16 protein-coding genes, 1 pseudogene and 1 riboswitch are annotated in these 25,882 nt (G+C 44.8%); of the genes and pseudogenes, 6 read left to right on the forward strand and 11 right to left on the reverse strand.

Annotated features, from left to right (window positions below; all coding sequences use genetic code 11):
- Positions 1-2: 2 nt before the first annotated feature.
- The 9 genes and pseudogenes from H9L11_RS04700 to H9L11_RS04740 form a co-directional block, all read right to left on the reverse strand.
- Positions 3-1,427: pseudogene (locus tag H9L11_RS04700) on the reverse strand (ATPase, T2SS/T4P/T4SS family); the annotation flags it as partial.
- A complete protein-coding gene (locus H9L11_RS04705; protein ID WP_173646021.1) occupies positions 1,424-2,518 on the reverse strand; it encodes a tetratricopeptide repeat protein in 1,095 nt (364 codons plus the stop codon). The gene H9L11_RS04705 and the pseudogene H9L11_RS04700, both read right to left, overlap by 4 nt.
- Entirely contained in the window at positions 2,515-3,360 is an 846-nt protein-coding gene (locus tag H9L11_RS04710; RefSeq protein ID WP_205391015.1) for an AAA family ATPase, read from the reverse strand. The genes H9L11_RS04705 and H9L11_RS04710 overlap by 4 nt, the downstream gene beginning before the upstream one ends.
- A gap of 44 nt (positions 3,361-3,404) precedes the next feature.
- Positions 3,405-5,045 (reverse strand): pilus (MSHA type) biogenesis protein MshL, encoded by a 1,641-nt coding sequence (gene mshL / locus H9L11_RS04715; RefSeq protein ID WP_205391016.1) that lies wholly within the window; start codon positions 5,043-5,045, stop codon positions 3,405-3,407.
- Positions 5,046-5,065: 20 nt separating this feature from the next.
- Positions 5,066-5,398: a hypothetical protein gene (locus H9L11_RS04720; RefSeq protein ID WP_005381196.1), complete on the reverse strand. Its 333-nt coding sequence runs from the start codon at positions 5,396-5,398 to the stop codon at positions 5,066-5,068.
- A complete protein-coding gene (gene gspM, locus H9L11_RS04725; protein WP_170894159.1) occupies positions 5,391-6,041 on the reverse strand; it encodes a type II secretion system protein GspM in 651 nt (216 codons plus the stop codon). Before gspM ends, H9L11_RS04720 begins: the two co-directional genes overlap by 8 nt.
- Complete coding sequence (locus tag H9L11_RS04730) at positions 6,038-7,483, reverse strand: MSHA biogenesis protein MshI (protein ID WP_167415479.1); 1,446 nt, start codon at positions 7,481-7,483, stop codon at positions 6,038-6,040. Before H9L11_RS04730 ends, gspM begins: the two co-directional genes overlap by 4 nt.
- Positions 7,484-7,494: 11 nt before the next feature.
- On the reverse strand, positions 7,495-9,504 hold the full coding sequence (csrD, locus tag H9L11_RS04735; RefSeq protein WP_191116183.1) for an RNase E specificity factor CsrD: 2,010 nt from the start codon (positions 9,502-9,504) through the stop codon (positions 7,495-7,497).
- A 242-nt stretch (positions 9,505-9,746) separates the two neighbouring features.
- Positions 9,747-10,286 carry a single-stranded DNA-binding protein gene (locus H9L11_RS04740; RefSeq protein ID WP_005381235.1) on the reverse strand — a complete coding sequence of 180 codons (540 nt, stop codon included), beginning with the start codon at positions 10,284-10,286 and terminating at the stop codon, positions 9,747-9,749.
- A gap of 277 nt (positions 10,287-10,563) precedes the next feature.
- On the opposite strand from H9L11_RS04740, the gene H9L11_RS04745 reads away from it, so the two are divergent.
- From H9L11_RS04745 to H9L11_RS04760, 4 genes are all read left to right on the forward strand, one after another.
- Positions 10,564-11,208, forward strand: a complete 645-nt coding sequence (locus H9L11_RS04745; RefSeq protein WP_005381237.1) for a LuxR C-terminal-related transcriptional regulator — start codon at positions 10,564-10,566, stop codon at positions 11,206-11,208.
- 159 nt (positions 11,209-11,367) lie between these two features.
- Positions 11,368-12,240 carry a UTP--glucose-1-phosphate uridylyltransferase GalU gene (gene galU / locus H9L11_RS04750; protein ID WP_005381239.1) on the forward strand — a complete coding sequence of 291 codons (873 nt, stop codon included), beginning with the start codon at positions 11,368-11,370 and terminating at the stop codon, positions 12,238-12,240.
- Between the two features lie 149 nt (positions 12,241-12,389).
- The gene (gene uvrA / locus H9L11_RS04755; protein WP_033907424.1) at positions 12,390-15,212 is read left to right on the forward strand and encodes an excinuclease ABC subunit UvrA; all 2,823 of its coding nucleotides are present in this window, start codon (positions 12,390-12,392) and stop codon (positions 15,210-15,212) included.
- A gap of 67 nt (positions 15,213-15,279) precedes the next feature.
- Positions 15,280-17,058 carry a PglL family O-oligosaccharyltransferase gene (locus H9L11_RS04760; protein ID WP_171344983.1) on the forward strand — a complete coding sequence of 593 codons (1,779 nt, stop codon included), beginning with the start codon at positions 15,280-15,282 and terminating at the stop codon, positions 17,056-17,058.
- Positions 17,059-17,120: 62 nt separating this feature from the next.
- Here the strand turns inward: H9L11_RS04760 and H9L11_RS04765 are convergent, their stop codons facing one another.
- Complete coding sequence (locus tag H9L11_RS04765; protein WP_005381245.1) at positions 17,121-18,242, reverse strand: alanine--glyoxylate aminotransferase family protein; 1,122 nt, start codon at positions 18,240-18,242, stop codon at positions 17,121-17,123.
- A gap of 220 nt (positions 18,243-18,462) precedes the next feature.
- Positions 18,463-18,641: riboswitch (Lysine riboswitch) on the forward strand.
- Between the two features lie 101 nt (positions 18,642-18,742).
- Between H9L11_RS04765 and lysC the strand changes: the two genes are divergently transcribed.
- The gene (gene lysC / locus H9L11_RS04770; protein WP_017821324.1) at positions 18,743-20,095 is read left to right on the forward strand and encodes a lysine-sensitive aspartokinase 3; all 1,353 of its coding nucleotides are present in this window, start codon (positions 18,743-18,745) and stop codon (positions 20,093-20,095) included.
- A gap of 86 nt (positions 20,096-20,181) precedes the next feature.
- On the opposite strand, the gene metH is transcribed toward lysC, so the two are convergent.
- Complete coding sequence (gene metH / locus H9L11_RS04775; protein WP_205391017.1) at positions 20,182-23,862, reverse strand: methionine synthase; 3,681 nt, start codon at positions 23,860-23,862, stop codon at positions 20,182-20,184.
- A 191-nt stretch (positions 23,863-24,053) separates the two neighbouring features.
- Between metH and H9L11_RS04780 the strand changes: the two genes are divergently transcribed.
- Positions 24,054-25,385, forward strand: a complete 1,332-nt coding sequence (locus H9L11_RS04780) for a sodium:proton antiporter (RefSeq protein ID WP_205391018.1) — start codon at positions 24,054-24,056, stop codon at positions 25,383-25,385.
- The last annotated feature ends 497 nt before the right edge of the window (positions 25,386-25,882 follow it).

Genomic DNA, 25,882 nt, shown 5'->3' on the forward strand with positions numbered 1-25,882 from the left:
GAACGCCCAGCTAACCACTGCTGGCGAGACTCATCTAAGTGGTCTTCTGTTTTACAATCGGGGCAAACTCGGCGCACAAGACGCTGCGCCACCACAGCTCTGACTGCACTAGCAACCAAGTAACCCGGCGCACCCATGTCGATCATACGTAACGCACTGTCGACAGCATCGTTGGTGTGGAGAGTACTCAATACTAAGTGACCCGTTAGTGCAGCTCGCAGACCAATTTCTACCGTCTCTTGGTCACGCATCTCACCAACAAGAATGATGTCTGGGTCTTGACGTAAAAAGGTTCTAAGAACACGCGAGAAAGTTAGATCGATCTTGCTGTTAACCTGTACCTGAGTGATGCGAGGCAGACGATATTCAACCGGGTCCTCTGCTGTAATGATCTTTTTCCCAGGTTCGTTGAGCTCACTCAATGCGCCGTAAAGCGTGGTGGTTTTACCGGAACCTGTCGGCCCGGTAACCAAAATCATGCCGTGCGGACGCGCCAACTGTCGACGCAAGCGAGCAAGCAAGTCTGGCGGCAAGCCCGACTCTTCTAACGGACGCAAACCAGCGGACTGGTTAAGCAGACGCATTACCACAGATTCTCCGTACTGCGTTGGTAACGTCGACATACGAATATCAATTGATTGGCCACGAACTTTGATATTGAATCGGCCATCTTGTGGCAAGCGCTTTTCAGAAATATCTAGGTGTGCCATCAACTTCAGTCGAAGAACCAAAGCCGATGCAATATTCACTTCATTTAAGAGCGTTTCATGCAATACGCCATCAATACGCTGGCGCAAACGCAATACTTGATCGTCTGGCTCAATATGAATATCCGAAGCTCCAACCTGTACCGCATCTTCAAACATGGAATTAACCAGCTTTACAACGGTAACCTCTTCACTATCGGCTTCATCAATACCGTAATCAAAGCTTTGTACATCTTTATGCTCCTCATGCAGCTGCTCAGCAAAGGAGGCTATTTCTTTAGTACGGCGGTAATAGCGGTCAAAGCTTGAAATGAGCTGACGCTCTGAAGCCACAATGAACTCAAGGTTGTATTGGCCCAACAAGTTCATCAATGATTCTTGGATGAACAAGTCCGCAGGGTCACTCATAGCAACGCGCAGTGTGTCCCCATTTCGAGCAACGACCATCGCACGTAAGCGACGTGCGTGTACCTCAGGTAGAATCTGCACGGCTTCGGCATCCACAGGCGCACGACCAAGATCGATCAGTGGCAAGCCAAGCTGCTGAGACAAGAAGTCCAACATCTGCTTTTCGGTAATAAAACCAAGGTCAATTAACGCATCCCCTAGCTTCTGCCCGGTACTGCGTTGTGCGTTTAGTGCTTGCTGGATTTGTTCTTCAGAGACGATACCTTCCTCTACCAGAAGATCGCCCAAGCGTTTTCTCAACTGAATTTTCATTGTGCGCTCTCCAACTCTTTCAAGATGCTCAAACGGTCACGGATAAATGCTTGCGATTGATTCGAAATGCCAACTTTACCCAGAGCTTGGTTGTAAGAGTGAATCGCGGCAGTAAAAGCCAGGGCGCGCTCTTGTTGAATAGCCAAACCTAACCACCAGCGCGCGTTTTCCGGCTCACGCTGAGTTAGGAGTTGATAGCTCTCAAGCGCAATGTCATTTTGCTTGTGTTTTTGTGCCAATGCCGCACGCATCGCCAAGTAATCTCGACTTGGTACTGGAGGCAAATGAACAAGCGGGCTCAGCGCCGCTTCAGGTTGATTAGCTTTCACTAACAACTTAGACAAGGCCAAGCGGAGTACTTGGTTGTTCGTATCTAGGTTGATGCCTTCTTGAATAATCTCATATGCTTTACGCGTGTCACCTTTACCAAAGTACAACGCTGATAACTTTTGACGCGTGTCTGCATTCATTGGCTCATAACGCAACGCCTCGGCATAAGCCGATAACGCTGTTTGCATATCGTTAGCATCGAGTGCCTTTTCCGCTCGACTAACAGCCTTAAGGGAAAGCTGACGATGTGTAAGCTCAACCTGCTCAATACGCATTGAGCTGTTTTCTGATGTCGTGCGGGTTACGTGATCGTATTGCTCCTCGCTCGGCATCGTTGCTAACTGCGCGAGTAAAACTTCATCTTCAGAGGCGATATTTATCTCAGATTTTGGCGTGAACCTATCAGTCTCTTGCATGTGAGGCTGTTGCGCGACCGGCTGTGTGGCTGGTTTAGTGTAAACCACTTGAGTTGTATCGGGCGTCATTTTACTCGTTGGCGAGTGAGTGCGCTCCGATGAAACAATTGGTGAGACATTCACAGACGACAATGGCATAGCATCGGTTTGAAATTGTGATAGCTCGCCTGAAGGGACAGGACCGCGAGAAACCGCCCAGCTTCCGACCGCAAGGCTTAACGAAAAACCGGCCACAAGCCAAAGCCAAGGTTTACTGCGTGAGACACTTGGAATCTCCGCACGAGTAAGCTCTGACGGCGATGTTTTTTCAGCAAGTTCTGATAATGCTTTATTGATGGCACTCAAGGTTGACTCCATCCCCAAAATACGGGTGTTTTAAACTTAGGTTTACGGGCATCAAACGTATCGTGCATAGCGGCGTAAACGTGATGATTTTTCAATAGTGTGCAACGCTCATTAAATGCAGCAAGCAACGACTTGTGGCTAATTTGGTTTATCAAGCGCGGAATCCCCATGGATGAACGCCAAATCGCTTTTTTCTGTTCAATAGAAAAAATGTGTGCCCCATTACCTGCTTTATCTAAACGATTATTGATGTAAGCCACGCCTTCATCGATAGAGAGAGGACGTAACTGGCAGCTAAACGTAATGCGTTGACGAAACTGCCTTAGCTCATGGTTAGCCAATCTTTCATCCAACTCAGGTTGTCCGAATAACACCAATTGAATGAGCTTATCTTGTTCCGTTTCTAGGTTGCCAAATAGACGCAATGTTTCTAAAGCTTGTGGGGAAAGAGCTTGCGCTTCATCAACGATCAAGACGGTTTTCTTTCCCAAGGAGTGTACTTGAATCAAGTGCTCTTGAATGAGGGAAACGATACGCAGCGGATCATCGTTCTCGATACCCAACTCTCTGGCGACAGCAAACTCCAACTGTTCCCCATTCAACACTGGATTGGGTAAGTAAATAAGCTCAACTTCAGATTCAATCTGCTCGATCAGCTTACGGCATACCATGGTTTTTCCAGTGCCGACTTCTCCCGTCACCTTAATCACCCCTTCTCCCATTTGCACGGCAGCTAGGATGGTTTGGATCGCCTCATAGTGAGGGACTAACCCCAAGAACATTTCTGTATTTGGGGTTAACGAAAAAGGCTGAACTCGGAATCCAAAGTGTGACAAGTACATACTCGAATCACAAACCTTTTGAAAAACAGAACCTTTCCCAGCGCTTATTGCGCATCTGGGAACCACTCTTGCAGCAGATCACGAGAGCGCTCTAGCTCTTTCTGCCAAGAGTTCACGCCAACTACGGTCGGTTTTAGCAAGATGACCAATTCTGTTTTCTCAGTTACGTTATTTACGTTGCGGAACAAATGCCCCAGTGCTGGTACATCGCCCAAAAATGGGACTTTAGAAACAAGCTCACGATTTTGCTGTTTCATCAACCCGCCGATAACCACAACATCGCCATCTTTAGCACGAATAACCGAGTCTGATTCACGAATAGAGCTTTTCGCTAATGGCAGTTGGATGTTTTGGAAATCTCCGCCCAAGTTCAATTGCTTCACTTCTTCCGTGACTTCAATAACTGCGGGGTGAACATGCAGGAACACATTGCCTTTGTTATCAATTTGCGGAGTCACATCGAGGGAAATACCCGAGAAGAATGGCGTCAGTTCTACTTCAGGAACTGCATTTGAGTTTTCACCGTTGCCTGCATTGCTCGATAGCTCGGTAACAAAGTACTCATCGGTACCCACTTTGATGACAGATTTTTGGTTGTTGGCAGCGGTAATACGAGGGCTCGAAAGGACGTTCAAGTCACCTTGCGTAGACATAAAGCTCAACACGGCATTGAAGTTACCATCAGAGATAGTCACGTTAGTTTGACCGCCCAATAGCGTGCCAATCGCATCCAATGATGGTAATGCCGATTCAGGGCGGTTGACTACGATACTACCCGAGTTACCAATTGACGCCGATAAGTTTGACCAGTTGATGCCTTGTTGGTAGCCATCATTCAACGTCACTTCTAGGATTTTAGCTTCAAGAATGACCTGGCGCTGCATGCGCTCCTGCGATACACCTAAGAACTCGCGTACTTCGCGAATATCATCTGGAAATGCTCGAACCGTAATAACTCCCGCTTGTGGCGTTACAACCACACTTTGCCCTTTGCCTGAACCAATTAGATTCGCAACAGCTTGCTGCAGCATCGGCCAGAAGTCACTTTCAGTGATGGTTTCGATGCGTGTACCGCCCGTAGATGTGGTCGAGCTATCGTTGTTGTTTCCATTGTTAGAGTCTGACGAGTCAGAACTGTCTGAGCTACCACCAGAATTAGACGTACCAGCCGAGGTTACAGAGCCCGTAACAATGCTGGTTAATGAGCGACCAGAACGCTTGAACTGCAGGTAATCGACTGGAATGGTCACCGTACGCATACCTGCTGGGTAGATTTGAATAACTTTGCCAGACTTCACCACGTCATAGCCATACATATTCTGTACGACATTCAGAACTTCATCCAATGTCACATCTGACAAGTTGACGGTGATATTACCTTGTACCGATGGGTGAATCGCCACGCTGTACTCAGTGCCTTTCACTAATGAGGCGAAAAAGCTTCTTGCATCGACCGCATTCGCCTGAATACGAAAACGCTTCGAGGTGCCTTGCTCTGATGCAACGTTCGAGTCTAAATTTGGCATCAAGTCTGCCTCAACAGAAGAAGGGATTTCTTCCAATGTGCGGCTGTTCGCTTGATTGATCGATTCATTGAGCGCTTCTTTAACTTCCACTGGATTCCGATGACCCATTGAACATCCCATTAAAGAAGCAATCGTTATTCCTACAACTAATTTGCGCATATCTGATCGGGCTCTGGTTATTATTGTTTTACGTTTAAATCAAAAAGCTCTAGGTCCCACTGACGGTTACCACGCTTTAAAGTTACAAATTCACTATTAATGCTCGCGACGCGATAACCCTTAAATAGCTCGCCTTTTTCGACAAGTTTGTTATCCATAATCGCGATACAATCAGTACTTGGCTTACACACAATACTGTTGAGCTTAGGCAGTCGGTACCGTTTAACTTTTGGTTTCGCTGACGTTTCAACCGCTGGCTTTTCCCAACCAAGTGGGGCCGTTGGGTCTTGGTTTGCCCAAGCGGTTCCTGCCGCTGCCATAACAAGCAATGAGATGATGAGTTTGTTAACCACCAATAAACTCCTCTCTAGATCCTAGTGTGTAGACTTCTAACACAAGCTTCGCTTTCGGGTACTCTTCGACTTTATAACTAAAGCTTCGCCAGTAATAACTCGCAGGAAGGCTCTCCAATTTATTCAGATAATTAGCAATAGAAAAATAGTCACCAGTCAGTTCCATACGAACAGGATGCACGTAGTAACCAGAGTATTGCGATGCTTCTTTATCTTCCGTTATTGGCTCAGATGGCAAGGTTTGCAGAGACAAAAGGTGAATGCCACTTTGCTGCTCCAACACATTTTCAAGCAGCTCAGCCATTTGCGAAGGTGTAATAAGATGCTCGATGATCTCCGCTAATTGCATCGAAAGATGCTGACTCTCAGCTAACAGATTAGATATCGCGCGATCAATCTCAGCATTTGGATCTTTCTTAAGTTGCGCCTGAATACGTAGCGTGTCGATTTCAATCTTTTGATTGGCTTGCTTTAAATTACTTAGTTGCCTCTCATTACTGATGATCTCGTTAAGCTTTGGCTCCAATACCAGCGTAAAGAGCAACATGATCACGACAACTAAACCGCACAATGCAGTGAGCACTTTTTCACGCTTACTCATTTCGCCAAAGCGCCCTTCTAATGAGAGCCAGAATTCGTTCATTTCTCTTTATCCTCGCGCGTTTTTAGTTCAAACGTCACAATATCCTTATCATTTCGACCTATTTTGACGTCGTCAAACGTTCGGCCAACCAAGCTAATTTCATTTTTAAATTGGCTGACCCAATTTGGCACTGAGCTCGGTTTTTTCGCTAGTCCCTTCAGGTCTAAGGTATGGGTATTGATTCGAATTTCGGACAAAGAAATTTCTTGGTTTCCTAGCTTCGCTAATGATTGCATCACGCCAGAGTAACCCGTGCGTTGCGAGTCATCGTATTTCCCGACAGCTTTAAGCGAGTCTCGCTTCGCCTTGACTTCACGCTCTAAGCGGGCTTTAGCTGCCAGCTTATTATTGTCAGGTTGATGTTTACGTAGCTTGACTTGATAACGTTCAAGCTCTGACTTCATGATATCGCCTTTACTTTTTACAATAGCAATCTCATCTTCCAAACCGCTGCTCTGCCAAGTGACATAACCGTAAGAAAATAGAATTGCAGCCGCCGCAACGCCCCAAGATAACGCGATATTTTTTAGCGTCAGGAGCTCTTTTTTCGGTTTTAAGTAATCGGGATATAAGTTGACGCGTCGAGTATTTGAAGTAGCCGCAGTGTCAGCCAAAACATGTCCTGATAGCTCATGTTCTGGTGGTAATAACGGTGAAACCTTAGTACTTAAACGGTAGTTCAGAGCCTGAACAAGCTCGCTCTCATCCTCTTCATCACAGCACACTTTCAATTGATGTAATTGCACGTGGCGTAACTGAGATGAAAGATAGTCAATCGAACGTTGCAGTTCTAACGACAGACTGTCCATCTGTAAATCGCTAGACGGAACCCCCGTTAACGGTGGCGTCACACTGCGAATAGAGCGGTGGAACGCAATAGTATTTTCGACAAAAGCGCTTATACGGAAATGACCACGCACACTGCGTTGTAATAATAGGAAGTTTCCTAGTTCACCCGCAGTCTCTCCCCAAATATCGTCTTCAGGAAGAATGGCTTCTAATGGTAACTGGGCTCGACTGGCCAGTAACACAATCTTATCCAATATTTTTCGCGATAAGACGTATGCTTGCACTTTGGTTGAATTCGGTAACTCGACCGCATCGGCAATAATGTCGATAGCACGCTCAGAGATCAGTTCTTTCAACAAAAACGGTAATGCGGCTGGCCATTCTTGACGCGGCATGACCGGTTTGTCGATTTGGTACATCTGGTAATAGTTATGAGAAAGAACAACCGTTAATGAATCATACGCACTCGCTGCAACGCTCAATGCTTGCTCAACGGCTTTTTCCCAATTGGACTCAGAAATATCAAATTGGTATGGACGACTACTTTTGATTGAAGATGATAAATAAACGGCGTCTGGCTGAATAACCAAAAAGCAGGAGCGACCACCACTAGATGATCGCTTAAGCTTGTCGAATAGTGCTTTGAAATCCATGATTATTATCTTTATTTTTTCCGCCAGCGATTTCGTCTTCCCAATTTAACTTGGGATTCTGATTGAGAATTCGGCAACGCTTGGGGACGAGGAAGAAACTGCTGCTCCGCAGAAAAGTAACGCCCTTGCCCACCATAAACCCCGAGCTCAATTAATGTGTTGAGCTCGTTCTGATTCTCAATTCCCACTGCTATAATTTTAGTTTTACTGTTTGCCGCCGCACCTAGCATACTGCGGACAAATAGCTGGTTTTCATGTCGTTGGTCGATTTTTGCTACTAAACTGCGATGAAGTTTAAGGTAACGAATGTCCACTTCTTTTAAATAGTGAGTGCTAACGATGGTACGCCCAGCCTGCCCAACCATTAAGTGGCACCCTAAACCGGCCAGCATTTTAGCGACTGGTCGCATAAAGTCTAAGTGTCTTACAAATTGTGCTTCAACAAACTCAAAACTGAGACACTTTCTCTGCTCACGTGACAACTGTAAGAGTTCATCACGAAACCATTTAAAGTACTCTCGGTTAGAAAATGGCGTTACATTCAAATTGAGCGCATACGATCTTGAGTTATCAAAATTACCCTTAAACTCTCTTAAGAATTTATTAATAACCGACTTATCCATTTGCGCTTCATAACCAACCTGTCTGATCGCAGAAATGAACCGAGACGCTTTAACAATCCCATTCTCAGGATCGCGAATCCGACATGTTAACTCTTCATATAATGATTTTTTATGCGTCGCGTCACTTATTGGGTGCACAGATTGTGCGTAGAGTATCACACTTTCAGGTGTAAGTGCTGTGTCAAATAACGTTCTCCACCTCACACTTCCGCGAGCTTCTTCATCGTGGTTCCATTTTTTGAAGCGACTCCAATTATTGTTATTTTGTAGTTGCGCACTACGCAAAGCAGTCTCGGCTTCATCAATGATTTGGCTGTGTCGCTCACCTTCTTTATAAGTGGTGATGCCAATATGGCACCAGTTGTCTGGATCAAGTGGCTCTGGCGGCATTAACTTTTCTAACTGGCGAATGCATTGCGAGGCAAGGTTAGCCACATCTTTCGCACTTTGGTGCGGTAGAAAAAGCGCAAAATCAGCATCGTAATAACGGGAAAATACAACATCTGGGTATCGTTGAACTAAATTGGACAATAAACTCCCAACTTCAACAATAAACTCATCCGTAATTTGCTTATCTTGCTCTTCTTCAACCAGTTTCCAGTCTTGAATACGCACTAGCAACACGGCGCCGCGAGCCCCACTTTCTAGTAACGCCGATTCCAACTTGCTATCAAATAACACTCGGTTAGCGGTACCGGTTAGCTTATCAAGGAAGGTTTGAGTTCGAATAAAGGTATCAAATCGGCTTCGCTCTTGACGCGCATCTTGTAACTCTTCGATTAATACATCGAGCGCTTCACTGGCGGTGTAAGGCCATTCTTTTTTGTCACCTTTGGCATACTGCTCCACCCTACCAGCCAGGATCATTCTGCCTCGCTCTTCGAGCATTTCGGAGCCTTCTAATTGCTCCTTAAGCCATGCCACGCCGCGCATTAAGCAGAAGATGATCAATATAACGGCAAGCGTGATCGACCAAAGCGCCTGCATTGAGTAGCTGTAACCTAAGTAAGGGGGAATTGCTTTAAAGTGAATCGTGTAATCTTGATTGTGAGTCAGCTGATACTCTGCCTCAAACAAGACTGACGCTTCCATTTGATGAGAAGTATCTTTGAAGCGATAAACAACGGCGTTGTTGGTCGACAACGTCATTTCGACAATATTGGAAGCCTGCAGCATTTTCGGCATCCAGCGCTGCATAGAATAAGCGGCGTCAGGATCTTCCATCTCCTTGTCGACCACCTCTACGATCCCTTCTAAATAATGGGTGAGATATTCCTGCCCAAGACGTTTAAAAGAGAGGGTGCCACCGACAAACAAGATAAACATGGCGCAGATAACGATCATGGTGACGAAGGCCACCAGCCGTGTGCTTAACTTAAGAGTTGGGGTATACCTCATGAATACCAAATTCCTTTTTTATTCATCATATACCTTATTGAAATATTTATACTTGATAAGAGTTCATCAAACAATCGGATTAGTCTGATAGTGAGAGGCTGGAGCATAAAGAAAATCACACTCATTGATAAGTTTTATTGTTACGCCTAACCTTGCCAAGATAAGCCTGTGAGATCATTAGATTGCGACAATAAAAAAGGCCGCGATATTCGCGGCCTTTTCGATTCAAGCATAAGCAGAATTTAGAACGGGATATCGTCGTCAAAATCCATTGGTGGCTCATTGTACTGCTGCTGTGATTGCTGCGGAGCCTGTTGTTGTGGTTGCTGTTGCTGAGGCGCATTGTACTGCTGCTGAGCTGGCTGTTGAGGCTGACCCCATCCACCTTGTTGCTGCTGTTGACCGCCCATAGGTGCGCCGCCACCTTGAGCACGACCGCCAAGCATTTGCATCACACCATTGAAGCCTTGAACAACGACTTCAGTTGAGTAGCGATCTTGACCACTTTGATCTTGCCATTTGCGAGTTTGCAGTTGCCCTTCAATGTAGACTTGAGAGCCTTTACGCAAGTACTCACCTGCTACTTCCGCAAGTTTGCCGAACAACACAACACGGTGCCATTCCGTTTTTTCGCGCTGTTCGCCAGTCGCTTTATCACGCCATGAATCAGAAGTCGCAATAGTAATGTTTGCTACTGCACCGCCATTCGGCATGTAACGAATTTCAGGGTCGTTACCTAGATTCCCCACCAAAATAACTTTGTTAATTCCACGGCTGGCCATGATGTGCTCCGTTTCACTCTGGATATATAAAATTTTAGCGCATTAGAATAGCACGCTTTAATGTTTTGATTAAAGTCTAATACCATTGTGATCTATTGAGTCACCCTCTAGAACCCAAATCGTATTTCAACTTACGTGTGTAGCATTTTTGATTCGCGTTGCAGACATCGTTTCGTGAAGCTTTGAATTCGAACGCATTTATTCAGTAAAGCGATGGTTATGGCCTCTCTTTAATGCCAGTTTATGGCTTCTATTGAACCCAGGGAGATTGGAACACGTGAGAAAGTCGGCTTACGCAAGAAAGCTATTTCTGATCAGTATGGAAGATAATGCGCAAAAAAAAGTGGCGGCACTCGAAAAGTACGTTGATATGAGCATCCCGGTGATTTCAACCGCAGCACTCATGGAAGCCAAGCCACAACACCGTAATAAAATTCTACTGATCGACTTCAGTGAACATAAATCACTTGTTCAATCGATCAAAAACTTGCCTCTTGTATGGAAAAACTTTGAAACCGTTGTCTTCAACGTGCCTAAAAGACTAACCACGGATGAACTTCTTTCATTTGGTCAATTAAAAGGTGTGTTTTATTCTGAAGATACGCTAGAGCAAATTGGAGAAGGGTTAAAAGGCATTGTTAACGGTCAAAACTGGCTGCCGCGTAATGTAACCAGTCAACTTTTACACTATTACCGCAATGTCATTAATACTCATACTGCACCAGCTACGGTAGACCTAACCATTCGTGAGCTACAAGTACTGCGTTGCCTACAAGCTGGCGCCTCGAACAGTCAGATGGCCGAGGAGTTATTCGTCAGTGAATTCACCATCAAATCGCACTTGTATCAGATATTCAAAAAGCTATCCGTAAAGAACCGAGTACAGGCAATCGCCTGGGCAGACCAAAACTTAATGTCTTGATGCAATGTGAGCGGCTCTGATAACTGAAATGACGAGTCGCTCATCTTTTTTCCGCACCGAGTCTCACATTTTTTCCTACTTTATTCATGATTCATTGATACCTCTCGTGTTAAAGTTATGCGCAGATTCTTGATAAAAACGAGATAGGATATTCCCCCAATGATAAAAAAATGTCTGTTCCCTGCTGCAGGCTATGGCACACGCTTCCTACCGGCAACGAAATCTATGCCAAAAGAGATGATGCCAGTCGTGAACAAACCGCTTATTGAATACGGTGTCGAAGAAGCAATCCAAGCTGGTATGAACGGCATGTGTATTGTGACAGGTCGTGGCAAGCACTCGATCATGGACCACTTTGATAAGAACTACGAACTGGAACATCAGATTAGCGGTACCAACAAAGAAGAGCTGTTGGTAGATATCCGTGAAATCATTGAATCTGCAAACTTCACTTATATACGTCAACGCGAAATGAAAGGCTTGGGCCACGCGATTCTAACTGGACGAGAATTGGTAGGCGATGAGCCATTTGCTGTTGTTCTTGCTGATGACCTTTGTGTGAACGAGCAAGAGGGCGTACTGGCTCAGATGGTGGCACTATTTAAGCAGTTCCGCTGTTCTATCGTTGCAGTGCAAGAAGTACCAGCCGAAGAAACGCACAAATACGGCGTTATCTCTGGTGAAATGATCAAAGACGACATCTATCGCGTAGACGACATGGTAGAAAAACCAGAGAAAGGCACGGCACCTAGCAACCTTGCTATCATTGGCCGCTACATCCTGACTCCCGATATTTTTGAACTGATTGAAAACACCGAACCAGGTAAAGGTGGTGAAATTCAAATCACTGACGCGCTGCTAAAACAAGCAAAAGCGGGCTGTGTATTGGCTTACAAATTCAAGGGCAAACGCTTTGACTGTGGTAGCGTTGAAGGTTACATCGAAGCAACTAACTATTGTTTTGAAAACCTGTATCTAAAAGATGAAAAAACCTCTGAGCTAGGTAAGCACGCAACACAAAAAGCAGTATAAAGCATCGTTATAGTACGAAATTACTGTATCGAAAGCCCAGCACAACGCTGGGCTTTTTACTTTACTGTTTTTTTATCCAGTAATTTTCTTTGCACATTTCTCACACTATGTAATACTTGCCCCACTTGGTTATACATAGAGCAAAAACGATGGATAAAATAGAAGTTCGCGGTGCCCGAACCCATAACCTTAAAGACATTAATCTTACAATCCCTCGCGATAAACTGATTGTCATTACTGGACTAAGTGGCTCCGGTAAATCCTCTCTCGCTTTCGATACATTGTATGCAGAAGGCCAACGACGCTACGTAGAGTCTCTCTCTGCCTACGCTCGTCAGTTTTTGTCTCTGATGGAAAAACCCGATGTCGACCACATTGAAGGGTTATCACCTGCGATTTCTATTGAACAGAAATCTACTTCTCATAACCCGCGTTCAACCGTCGGTACAATTACCGAAGTCTACGACTACTTACGTCTATTGTATGCTCGTGTGGGCGAACCCCGCTGTCCAACGCACCATGCCCCTCTTGCTGCGCAAACCATCAGCCAAATGGTGGACAAAGTCCTAGAGATGCCGGAAGGCAGCAAAATGATGCTATTGGCGCCTATTGTCAAAGAACGTAAAGGTGAGCATGTTAAAACGCTTGAGAACTTAGCGGCTCAAGGCTTTATTCGTGCGCGTATTGATGGAGAAACTTGCGATCTTTCCGATCCTCCAACCCTTGAACTACATAAAAAGCACACCATTGAAGTTGTGGTAGACCGCTTTAAAGTTCGTCCAGACTTACAACAGCGCTTGGCCGAATCTTTCGAGACAACACTCGAATTATCAGGCGGAATTGCAGTTGTCGCGCCAATGGATGGCGACGGTGAAGAGATTATTTTCTCCGCCAACTTCGCTTGTCCACAATGTGGTTACAGCATGCAAGAGTTAGAGCCGCGACTTTTCTCATTCAACAATCCTGCTGGTGCATGTGGCACTTGTGATGGCTTGGGTGTTCAACAATACTTCGATCCAAGCCGAGTCATTCAAGATGATTCATTAAGCTTGGCACAAGGTGCGATTCGCGGTTGGGATCAAAAGAACTACTACTACTTCCAAATGCTCACCTCATTGGCCGATCATTATGGTTTTGACCTCCATGCCCCTTTTAATTCTCTGCCAAAGAAAACGCAAGATGTCATTCTAAAGGGCTCAGGTCGTACTGAGATTGAGTTTAAATACATCAACGATCGTGGCGATATTCGCGTTAAACGCCATCCATTCGAAGGTATTCTGAATACCCTAGAACGTCGCTATCGTGATACAGAATCCAACTCTGTCCGTGAAGAGCTTGCAAAATACATCTCCACTAAATCTTGTTCAAGCTGTGGCGGTACTCGTCTACGCCTCGAAGCACGTAACGTGTTTATTGCTGATACGACACTACCTGAGATTGTTGAACTCAGCATTGCTGATGCATTGGAGTTCTTCCATTCCTTGAAACTGGAAGGTCAACGAGCCCAAATCGCTGAAAAAGTGATGAAGGAAATCAACGACCGCCTGCAATTCTTAGTTAACGTCGGTTTGAACTACCTAAACTTATCACGCAGTGCAGAAACCTTATCAGGCGGTGAAGCTCAACGTATTCGTTTAGCAAGCCAAATTGGTGCAGGTCTTGTTGGTGTCATGTACGTCTTAGATGAACCGTCGATTGGTCTCCACCAGCGTGATAATGAACGCTTATTAAAAACGCTCACTCATTTGCGCGATTTAGGTAATACCGTACTTGTGGTAGAACACGATGAAGATGCGATTCGCTGTGCAGATCATGTCATAGATATTGGTCCTGGTGCTGGCGTACATGGTGGTAATGTTGTTGCGGAAGGCACCATGGAAGAGATAATCGCAAATCCGAATTCTCTGACAGGTCAGTACTTAAGTGGTGTTAAAGAAATCGCAGTACCGAAAGATCGCACGCCGCGAGATCCGAAAAAAACGGTTGAGCTATTAGGCGCAACAGGTAATAACCTTAAAAACGTTAACCTTTCAATTCCTGTTGGGTTATTCAGCTGTATTACAGGAGTATCTGGCTCAGGTAAATCAACGCTGATTAATGATACTTTCTTTAAAATTGCGCATACCCAACTTAACGGAGCGACAACGGCTCAGCCTTCACCTTATAAATCGATTAAAGGTCTAGAGCACTTCGATAAAGTCATCGATATCGATCAAAGCCCAATTGGCCGTACACCTCGCTCTAACCCTGCAACCTATACGGGGATCTTTACACCAATCCGTGAACTATTTGCAGGCACACAGGAGTCGCGTTCTCGCGGTTACAAACCGGGCCGTTTTAGTTTTAACGTGCGCGGTGGTCGTTGTGAGGCCTGTCAGGGTGACGGTGTTATCAAAGTAGAAATGCACTTCCTACCAGATGTTTATGTGCCATGTGATGTGTGTAAAGGTAAACGCTACAACCGTGAAACGCTCGAAGTACGTTACAAAGGTAAAACTATTGATGAAGTGCTAGAAATGACGGTCGAAGATGCACGCACCTTCTTCGATCCAGTTCCTGCCATCGCTCGCAAACTACAAACACTGATGGATGTGGGTTTGTCGTACATACGATTGGGTCAAGCGGCAACAACACTCTCCGGTGGTGAAGCACAGCGTGTGAAACTGGCGCGAGAGCTATCCAAACGTGATACAGGAAAAACCTTGTACATTTTGGATGAACCAACAACCGGCTTGCACTTCCATGATATCCAGCAGTTGCTCACTGTACTGCACAGACTTCGCGACCACGGAAACACTGTCGTGGTGATCGAGCATAACCTGGACGTCATTAAGACTGCGGACTGGATTATCGATCTTGGTCCTGAAGGGGGTCAAGGTGGCGGCGAGATAATCGCTCAAGGCACTCCGGAAGATGTGTCGCAAATCGAGGGTTCGCACACAGCTCACTTCCTTAAGCCTATGTTGAAGTAGAAAAAACAGGTAAAGTATCGAGACCAGCAAGTGCTGGTCTTTTTTCATTCAAAACAACGCAATAACTATGGCTACTATACATGTAAGTGGAACAAAGCTTTCTCCCGAAAAAGTACAGGTTCCCCTCAATCGCAAGTTTCTCATTGCCTTGGCAACACTATTTGTGTTGGCAATGCACTTTTTCATGCCCAACCCCGGCGGTTCGGGGCTTTCACTTTCGTTCAATGCGACAACTTGGATTGCTTTTAGCTTTGCATTAGGCATTGGGTGTTACCAACTTGCGAATAATCGAGTACTACGTTACTCAAAACTAACCATCGGCTTGTTCATTAGTGCTCTTATCATGACGGTGCCCATTCTGTACCCAAATGCAAATAGCAGTTTGGCAGCCAATAAGCTCATTGGCCTGTGGTGTGGTGTCCTGTTCTTTATTGTTTTACAACAATTTCATTTCAGTAATAAACATCGCCAACGCCTATTATGGTTCATTGTCCTTGCGGTTGTTATCGAAGCCATTTTTGGTCTGACACAATATCTGTATCTCAAACCAGGCAATCCGTTTGGTTACGACACGGTGGCCAATCGTCCTTATGGTATTTTCCAACAGCCCAATGTAATGGCCAGTTTTCTTGCGACAGGGTTGGTGATTGCCAGCTATTTACTTGCACGTCAGCCCTACAAATACGATCGTAAGTTAAGCGATGTTTACCTTCTCTATGCCGTACCAGTTTTAACTTTACCACTAATTGTGGCGTTGGCTTCACGCACTGGTTGGTTAGCCTCGGTCATCGCCGTGTTGTTGGTCATTCCATACATGTACCGCTTTGCAACCAAAGGGCGCTTTATCCGCTGGGTTGTGTCACTTGTAAGTGGGCTCTTACTCTCAGTCGTTGTCATGCATCTTGCCTTTCCTGATGGAGGTGGGTTAGCCGCAGAAAAAGTAAATATGGAGTCTCCTCGAGCGTATACTTTTCCGCAAACATTAGACATGGTGATTGAAAAGCCTTTTACTGGTTATGGATATGGCAAGTTTGAATCTGAGTACATGCTGTATACGGCTCGTCAACATGCCCTTAATGAGAATTACCCAGCAGGTTTGCCTGCCATGGATCATCCGCATAACGAGCTGCTTTACTGGGGAGTAGAAGGTGGCTTACTGCCAATACTCGGCATCTTCTTAGCGATGGCACTGGTACTGTATCGAATCTATCAAGCCAAACGCGGAACTCGTCTTGCGTTGCTGGGCTTGTTTATACCTATCGTATTGCACTCACAACTGGAATACCCTTTCTACCACTCTCTCGTGCATTGGTTGATCTTCGTTATCCTACTGTACTGGGTCGATCAGCGCGTCTCTCGTTATCGACAAGTTGGCTTTAGTAATGTAACCAAAAGCTTGCTGCGTGTTTTTAGTTTGGTACTTCCCGTTGCGTTTACGTTTTACATGGTAAGCGCATTACATACGAACTATGTATTGACGAAGTTTGAGACCACTAGACCAACTAACCCTGATATTCTGAATCAAGTCAGTAACCCTGTAGTTTGGAAAGACAGATTTGATTGGGATGTCTATAGCACGTTTTTAAACCTTGGGCTGTACCAACAAGACGCAACCTTGATTCAGCCTTATATCGATTGGTCGCTAAAAATCATCAAAGATAAGCCTCGCCCTGCATTTTATAATAATTTGATTTTGGCCTACCAAGGCTTAGATGACTCAAGTAAAGCGGAGCAAATTAGAGCTGAAGCGCAGTTTTTGTTCCCGAAGATTGATTTCAGTGACGTCAATTACCAACCACCTTCTCAAGCAATCTCTGCCTCACCAGCCCCCACTTCAGGTGAATAGTAATAAGTACAAAAAAGCGAAGGGATGACCTTCGCTTTTCTTCATCTCATTGCTGTATGATTTTATTCAGTGAGTGACTCTTCTAACGCTTTTAAGCACAGCGCAACGTTTTCAGATCGAGCGCCGTAACCCATTAAGCCAATACGCCACGCTTTACCAGCTAATGCCCCAAGGCCTGCACCAATTTCTAGGTTATAGGTTTCTAGCAAGTGAGCACGAACTTTTGCTTCATCAATTCCTTCAGGCACGTAAATCGCATTTAATTGTGGCAACCGATGGGCTTCGTCCACAACAAATTCAAAGCCTAACTTTTGTAAGCCATTTTTGAGTTTTTCATGCATCAGTTGGTGACGAGCCCAAGCGTTTTCTAATCCTTCATTTTTCAGTATCAATAAAGCTTCATGAAGCGCATACAAGCTATTAACTGGCGCCGTATGATGGTAACTACGCTTGCCTTCTCCACTCCAATACCCCAAAACTAAACTCTGATCGAGGAACCAACTCTGTACTGGTGTTGTTCTTGCTTGAATCTTTTCAATCGCGGCAGTAGAAAACGTCACTGGTGAGAGCCCAGGTACACATGACAAACATTTTTGACTACCAGAGTAAACCGCATCCAGTTGCCATTCATCCACTTTTAACGGCACACCACCAAGTGACGTCACCGCATCAACAATAGATAATGCATTATGCTGTTTCGCCAGCTTACCCAATGCTTGAGCATCACTGACTGCACCAGTTGAGGTTTCCGCATGCACAAAAGCAAGAATTTTTGTATCTGGGTGCTGTTCGAGTGCTTGCTCGACTTTATCAATGGAAACAGGCGTCCCCCATTCATCATCGACGATAACAACTTCGCCACCAGCACGGACGACATTTTCGCGCATGCGTTCACCAAATACACCATTACGGCAGACGATCACTTTATCGCCTTTCTCGATCAAGTTTACAAAGCAGGTTTCCATCCCTGCACTACCTGGCGCTGAAACCGCAATAGTGAATTCATTGTCAGTTTGAAAGGCATACTTCAATAGCTGCTTGAGCTCATCCATCATACCGATAAACAGAGGATCAAGGTGACCTACCGTAGGACGGCTTAGTGCTTGTAACACTTGAGGATAAATATCAGAAGGACCAGGTCCCATTAAAATACGGTGAGGCGGAATAAAGCTTTGGATCGACATGTCAGCTCCTTGATTATCTTTTATCCTGAGCATTCTAAAAGTTCTATTCAATAACATGGCTCAGGTGTAGGGTTCTTCACCCTAATAGATTTTTCCTCTATCAGCAATTAGCCGTAAGTATGGAGGTCAAACCAGTGTCACAAAATCGTTAATAAAAAACACCATAAAGGTTGAAATATTGATTGACATTAAGGCCTCAAAACCGTTCAATGTTTGAGCTTTATGTAGAAGAGGAGCGCTACCCAGGTAGATGATTTGTGGAACCGCAATTCCAACACCAATCATTGAGGGGGAGTAGTGCCGAGGTAAGTCAAAGTTGCAGGATTTGACTTGTCGGTTGAATTGGGCTGAATCCCATCAACTGTCATCAGCGCAGTCTGATGAAGGGCTTCTGAGGGTAAATTTTTCAAATAGCATTCTAAATACCTCTCTTTTTGCTCTGTTCCTTTTCTCACTAAACATTGGATGTACAATTTTTTAGGAAGTCGTGGGAGAACGCAGTGAGCGCATTTAACGTAGCTAAATTCGGTGGAACCAGTGTTGCCAACTTTGAGGCAATGAGTCGTTGCGCCACCATTATCGAAAACAATCCAAATACTCGCCTGGTCGTGAGCAGCGCTTGCTCTGGCGTCACCAACCTATTGGTAGAACTCGCCAACGGCGTTCAGGATCAAACGCACCGTACTGAGCTGCTGCAAAATCTGGCCAACATTCATGACGCCATTTTAACTCAGCTCGAAGACAGCACGAAAACTGCTGCCGAGGTGTATGGCATATTAGATACCGTAACCAGCCTGGCCGAGGCTGCATCTATCCAAGCTAGTGCGAAGTTAACCGATCATTTAGTCGCATGTGGTGAACTCATGTCGACGCACATTCTAACTCAGTTAATGTGTGAGCGAGGCATTCAAGCAGTGCGCTTTGATATCCGCGATGTGCTGCGTACTGATGACAACTTTGGTCGCGCGGAGCCAAACATTGAAGCAATTTCGACGCTTGCGCAAGATAAACTCGTACCACTTTGCCAACAATCCGTTGTTGTTACTCAAGGCTTCATAGGATCTGACGAAGCCGGTAATACAACAACATTAGGTCGAGGGGGCAGCGATTACAGCGCCGCCTTAATTGCTGAGAGCGTTAAAGCGGCAGGGCTAGAAATCTGGACTGATGTTCCGGGAATCTACACAACAGACCCGCGAATTGCACCAAAAGCCTCACCAATTCCCGAGATCAGCTTTAGTGAAGCTTCAGAAATGGCTAACTTTGGCGCTAAAATCCTTCACCCTTCTACGCTAGTACCTGCATTGCGCCACGACATTCCGGTATTTGTAGGGTCATCGAAAGAGCCAGAAAAAGGGGGAACTTGGATTCGCCACCAAGTCGAAAGCTCACCGTTATTCCGTGCGCTAGCTTTGCGTTGTAACCAAACCATGGTAACGCTACGCAGCGCCAATATGTTCCACGCATACGGTTTTTTAGCAAAGGTCTTTGAGATCCTTGCAAAGCATAAGATCTCTGTCGATTTGATCACGACATCTGAAATCAGTGTATCGTTAACACTTGATCAAACTGATACCTCTGGCGGAGCACCACAGCTGCCGCAAGCTGCACGAGAAGAGTTAGAAGAGTTATGTAAGGTAGAAGTTGAACATGACCTATGCCTCGTTGCTCTCATTGGAAACAACATGAGTGAGAGTAAAGGCTACGCGAAACAGGTTTTTGGCACGCTAGAAGATTTTAACCTACGCATGATTTGTTATGGCGCTAGCCCTCACAACTTATGCTTCTTGCTCCATGAATCGGTATCGAAACAAGCCATACAAAAACTCCACACTGAGTTGTTTGAGAAGTAAGTTCAACTCAATAAAACAAAGGGCTGCGTATTTGCAGCCCTTTGTCGTTTCATTAGTTGTTACATTTGGACGAGGTAAACATCAATTTAACCGTTAATGTTTGGCCCTAACCATTTTTCAGCCTCGATCCTATCCCACCCCTTACGATCGGCGTAACTCTCTAGCTGATCTTCTTGGATCTGTGCGATCGCAAAGTAACGTGAGTCAGGATGAGAGAAATACCAACCAGAGACTGACGCGCCCGGATACATTGCATAGCTGGAGGTTAGAGTCATACCAATGTTCTCTTCCACATTAAGTAACTCCCAAAGCGGTCCTTTTTCAGTATGTTCAGGACACGCGGGATAACCCGGCGCAGGGCGAATACCTTGGTATTTTTCACGAATGAGATCATCGTTAGATAAATCTTCATCAGCTGCATAACCCCAAATTTCTTTACGGACACGCTCATGCAAATACTCAGCAAACGCTTCGGCTAGGCGATCCGCCACCGCTTGAATCATAATTGCGTTGTAATCATCTCCCTGTGCTTTGTATTCATCAGCAAGCTCTCGTTCACCAATACCACCAGTGACAGCAAATGCCCCTATCCAATCATGTTTATCCGACTCTTTAGGTGCGATGTAGTCGGATAAACAATAGTTGAATCCTTTTGGTTTCTCGGTCTGTTGTCGCAAGTTACGTAATACTTTCACAACGTCGGTACGAGTTTCATCAGCATAAACTTCAATGTCGTCCCCCACGCTCGCAGCAGGGAATAAGCCACACATTCCACGCGCTTTTAACAGGCCTTCTCGCTCAACTCGATCAAGTAACTCGTTGGCATCTTCGAATAAACGTTTTGCTTCTTCACCAACTTCTTCATGTTGGAAAATTGTTGGATACTTACCCACAAGTGACCAAGTCATAAAGAATGGTGTCCAATCGATGTATTGACGTAATATAGCCACATCAAAATCATCGAAGATATGAATGCCAGGCTTAACAGGCACTGGAGGGGTGTAAGCTTCCCAATCGATAGCAACTTTATTCGCTCGAGCCGCTTCTAATGTCACTGGTTTGGTTCTCGGTTTCTTTCGATTATGTTGATCACGTACTCGTTCGTAATCAGCTTCAAGTTTTTCAACAAACTCAGGGCGACGTTCATCTGACAGAAGAGAAGTACATACGCCCACTGCACGTGAGGCGTTGTTCACGTAAACCACTGGATGCTTGTAATTTTGCTCAATCTTAACTGCTGTATGGGCTTTTGACGTTGTTGCGCCACCGATGAGAAGAGGTAAGTTAAAGTCGAGACGCTCCATCTCTTTTGCAACATGCACCATTTCGTCTAATGAAGGCGTGATCAACCCTGATAAACCAATAATATCGACGTTTTCTTCTTGCGCTACTTTTAAGATCTTTTCGCAAGGAACCATGACACCAAGATCGATAATTTCGTAGTTATTGCACTGCAATACAACGCCAACGATATTTTTCCCGATATCATGTACATCACCTTTGACCGTCGCTAGCAAAATCTTACCGTTTGTTTGTCCCACCTGCTTTTCTGCATTGATGTAGGGCTCCAGATGCGCGACTGCTTGCTTCATCACTCGTGCAGATTTTACGACCTGAGGAAGGAACATTTTACCTTCACCAAACAAGTCTCCGACGACGTTCATCCCATCCATTAGTGGGCCTTCAATCACCTCTAATGGCTTTGAAGCGTTGACACGAGCCTCTTCGGTATCATCAACGATGAACTCAGTTATTCCTTTCACTAACGCGTGCTCTAAGCGCTTTTCAACAGGCCAAGTTCTCCACTCAAGTGCAGAGGCATCCTCCTCTTTACCTACCCCTTTGCCTGCATATTCCGCCGCGATATCTAACAATCTCTCAGTGGCGTCATCATGACGGTTAAGAACGACATCTTCCACAGCCTCACGCAATTTTTCAGGCACGTTATCGTAGATTTCTAACTGACCCGCATTCACAATCCCCATATCCATACCATTTTTAAAACAGTGGTAGAGGAACACCGCGTGAATCGCTTCACGTACATAGTTATTGCCACGGAAAGAGAATGAGACGTTAGAAACACCACCCGAGATCATCGCATGTGGTAAATAACGTTTGATATCGCCAACGGCTTCAATGAAATCCACCGCGTAGTTATTATGCTCCTCGATCCCCGTAGCAATGGCAAAAATGTTTGGGTCAAAAATGATGTCTTCTGGTGGAAAGCCCACTTCATCAACAAGAATTCGGTAAGCGTTGGTACAAATTTCTACTTTGCGCTCACGTGTATCTGCTTGCCCAATCTCATCAAACGCCATCACAATCACAGCCGCACCGTAACGGCGGATCAACTTAGCTTGTTCAACGAATTTCTCTTTGCCTTCTTTGAGAGAGATCGAGTTAACAATGCCTTTTCCTTGGATGCACTTAAGACCGGCTTCAATAACCTCCCACTTGGAAGAGTCAACCATGATTGGTACTTTTGAGATTTCAGGTTCTGACGCACAAAGGTTTAAAAAGCGAACCATACAAGCTTGTGCATCCAACATGCCTTCATCCATGTTGATATCGATAATTTGAGCGCCATTTTCAACTTGTTGACGAGCCACATCGAGCGCTTCATCGTACAGTTCTTCTTTAATCAAGCGCTTAAAACGCGCAGAACCGGTTACATTCGTACGCTCACCGACATTGATAAATAAAGAGTCTTTATCAATAGCGAGTGGCTCTAGGCCAGACAAGCGACAAGCAACGGGAAGTTCAGGTAATTGACGAGGGGCGATATTTTCAACCGCGAGTGCCATTTGGCGAATGTGCTCAGGAGTTGTACCACAACACCCACCAATCAAGTTTAAAAAGCCACTTTGAGCCCACTCTTTAACATGCTTAGCCATATCTTCTGGCGACAAATCGTATTCGCCGAATGCATTCGGAAGCCCAGCATTTGGGTGAGCGGAAACAAAAGATTCTGATATACGCGAGAGCTCTTCAACATAAGGACGCAGTTCATCCGGGCCAAGTGCACAGTTCAAACCAAACGAAATCGGTTTAACATGACGTAATGAGTTGTAAAACGCTTCTGTGGTTTGACCGGATAATGTTCTACCGGAAGCATCAGTAATAGTCCCCGAGATCATCACAGGTAACTCAATACCCATCTCTTCAAACACACTTTCAACAGCAAATGAACAAGCCTTAGCGTTAAGAGTATCGAAGATGGTCTCGATAAGAATAAGATCAGAACCACCTTTAATCAGCGCTCGAGTCGATTCAGAGTAAGCCTCAACTAACTCGTCGAAAGAAACATTTCGATATCCAGGGTCGTTTACATCAGGAGAGATAGAACAAGTGCGGTTCGTCGGCCCTAAAACCCCTGCGACATAACGCGGTTTATCGGGTGTTTTTTCGGTCCATTCGTCTGCAACTTCACGTGCAAGCTTGGCAGCTGCAAAGTTAATTTCTTCACTTAGGCTTTCCATCTCGTAGTCAGCCATCGCAATGGTTGTTGCGTTAAACGTGTTGGTTTCGAGAATATCTGCACCCGCTTCTAAATATGCAGCGTGAATTTCCTTGATAAGTTGAGGCTGACTTAGAACCAACAGGTCGTTGTTACCTTTTAGATCACAATGCCAATCCGCAAAGCGCGTTCCTCGATAGTCTTGCTCTTCAAGTTTGTATCCCTGAATCATGGTTCCCATACCACCATCAATCAAAAGAATACGTTGCTTCAATTGAGCTTCAATCTGTTGTCTTACGTTACTTCCCACAGTACAGCCTCATTCCTTTAGTTATCTTTCCATCCTATCACACAAACTTCAGGAGTCTAGACGTCTAAACGTGGAATTAATGATTATTTTATCTCCTTCTTAACTTACAAAATAATCACGAAAAAATGTTTGCTATTTAAGCAGCATCAGCCGAGAATTCCATTCATAAAATGTTACAAATAGAGAGCTCTATGTCGGTCTATCATACTTTATGTTTTCTATCCGCAGCTGCGATGCTAATTGCTTTTGTAAACAGCAAGATAGGAAAGATGCAAACCACCATTGCGATTACCGCAGGTTCAATGGTGCTTTCACTTCTAATCTTAATTGCGGGTCAAAACAACTGGTTCCATCTCACCGAAATTGCAACGGAGACGGTCACAAGGATTAACTTCGAAGATTTCTTGCTCAAAGGCATTCTTGGCTTCTTACTATTTGCTGGTGGACTAGGCATCAAACTCCCGAACCTTAAAGATCAAAAGTGGGAGATCACTGTTTTAGCCCTTGGAGCTACACTGTTTTCTACGTTCTTTATTGGATTTGCGCTGTATGGGTTTTGTCAGTTAATTGGCATCCAATTTGATTTGGTCTACTGCTTACTATTTGGTGCTCTAATATCGCCAACTGACCCAATCGCTGTATTGGCTATTGTGAAAAAACTAGATGCTCCTAAACGTATCTCCACTCAGATTGAAGGAGAATCGCTCTTCAATGATGGCTTCGGTTTGGTTATCTTCGTCACTCTATTTACGATTGCATTTGGCACTGAGGCACCAACTGTAGGTAGTGTCACCTTGCTCTTCATCCAAGAAGCTATCGGTGGTATCACATATGGTTTCGTCCTCGGTTTGCTATTCCACTACTTGATCAGTGCCACCGATGATCACTCAATGGAATTGTTACTTACCATTGGTGTCCCAACGGCAGGTTACGCATTTGCTGAATACATCCATGTATCAGGCCCACTCGCAATGGTTGTATCCGGTATTATGATTGGCAACTGGACACGCTTTATTGGCTTTTCAAAAGAGAGTGAAGATCACCTTGACCATTTTTGGGAGCTTGTTGATGAGTTCTTGAATGGCGTGTTATTCCTACTGATCGGCATGTCGATGCTGCTATTTGAATTCCACAAAGAAGACTGGATCATGATGGCTATTTCAGTCCCTCTTGTACTAGCAGCTCGCTATCTAAGTGTATTTCTTTCTTACATAGGCTTTAAACGTTACAGAAAATATAATCCATGGTCAGTGCGTGTTTTGACGTGGGGCGGCTTACGCGGGGGCCTTGCATTGGCAATGGCACTTTCCATTCCATCTGGTATTTGGGTGATTCAAGATAAGTTAATCGATGTAAAAGAGATTATTCTTGTAATGACCTACTCCGTCGTTGTTTTCTCTATCCTCATTCAAGGCTCAACAATCACTCCAATGATTGAAAAAGCAAAAGCAGAAGAGAAGAAGATGGAAGAGAACAACCAAGCAATAACCACTCCGGAACATACGGAGCCAGTGGACTCTTAAAGACACGTAACTTAATAAAAAAAGCAGCTACCTAGCTGCTTTTTTCATAACTAATTTTCAGACTCCCCTTCAAGAACGAATGCTCCTTATTCTTTGATATACCTTCAAATATACTAAGAATCGCTACGCTACATTTTCATAGATACTAACTATTGCCGATAGATAGTATTCATAGACGAGCCTTTTAATTTACCCATTTATCACTTCTCTTCTCTTCTCTTCTCTTCTCTTCTCTTCTCTTCTCTTGGCAATATAGGCTCCTCGCAAATATCAAAGCTAAACTTCCACAATACTTAGCAATGAGCGAGTTTGTATTTTTATGAGAAAGATACATTTAGGGTGATTGCGTTCAGAACCCAAACAGGTTAGCAATCTCACCAAGATAAAACTGAGCTAGCATTCAGGTAGATCAAAGCCTTAACAGAAATTTAGTCCCCCTCTCTCTTGATCTCAGTGAGACTAAACTTGTATTCAAAGTCGTCCTGTTTTCAAAATTG

Origin of the sequence: Vibrio sp. sp1 (assembly GCF_016920955.1) — a bacterium.
Taxonomy (GTDB): domain Bacteria; phylum Pseudomonadota; class Gammaproteobacteria; order Enterobacterales; family Vibrionaceae; genus Vibrio; species Vibrio alginolyticus.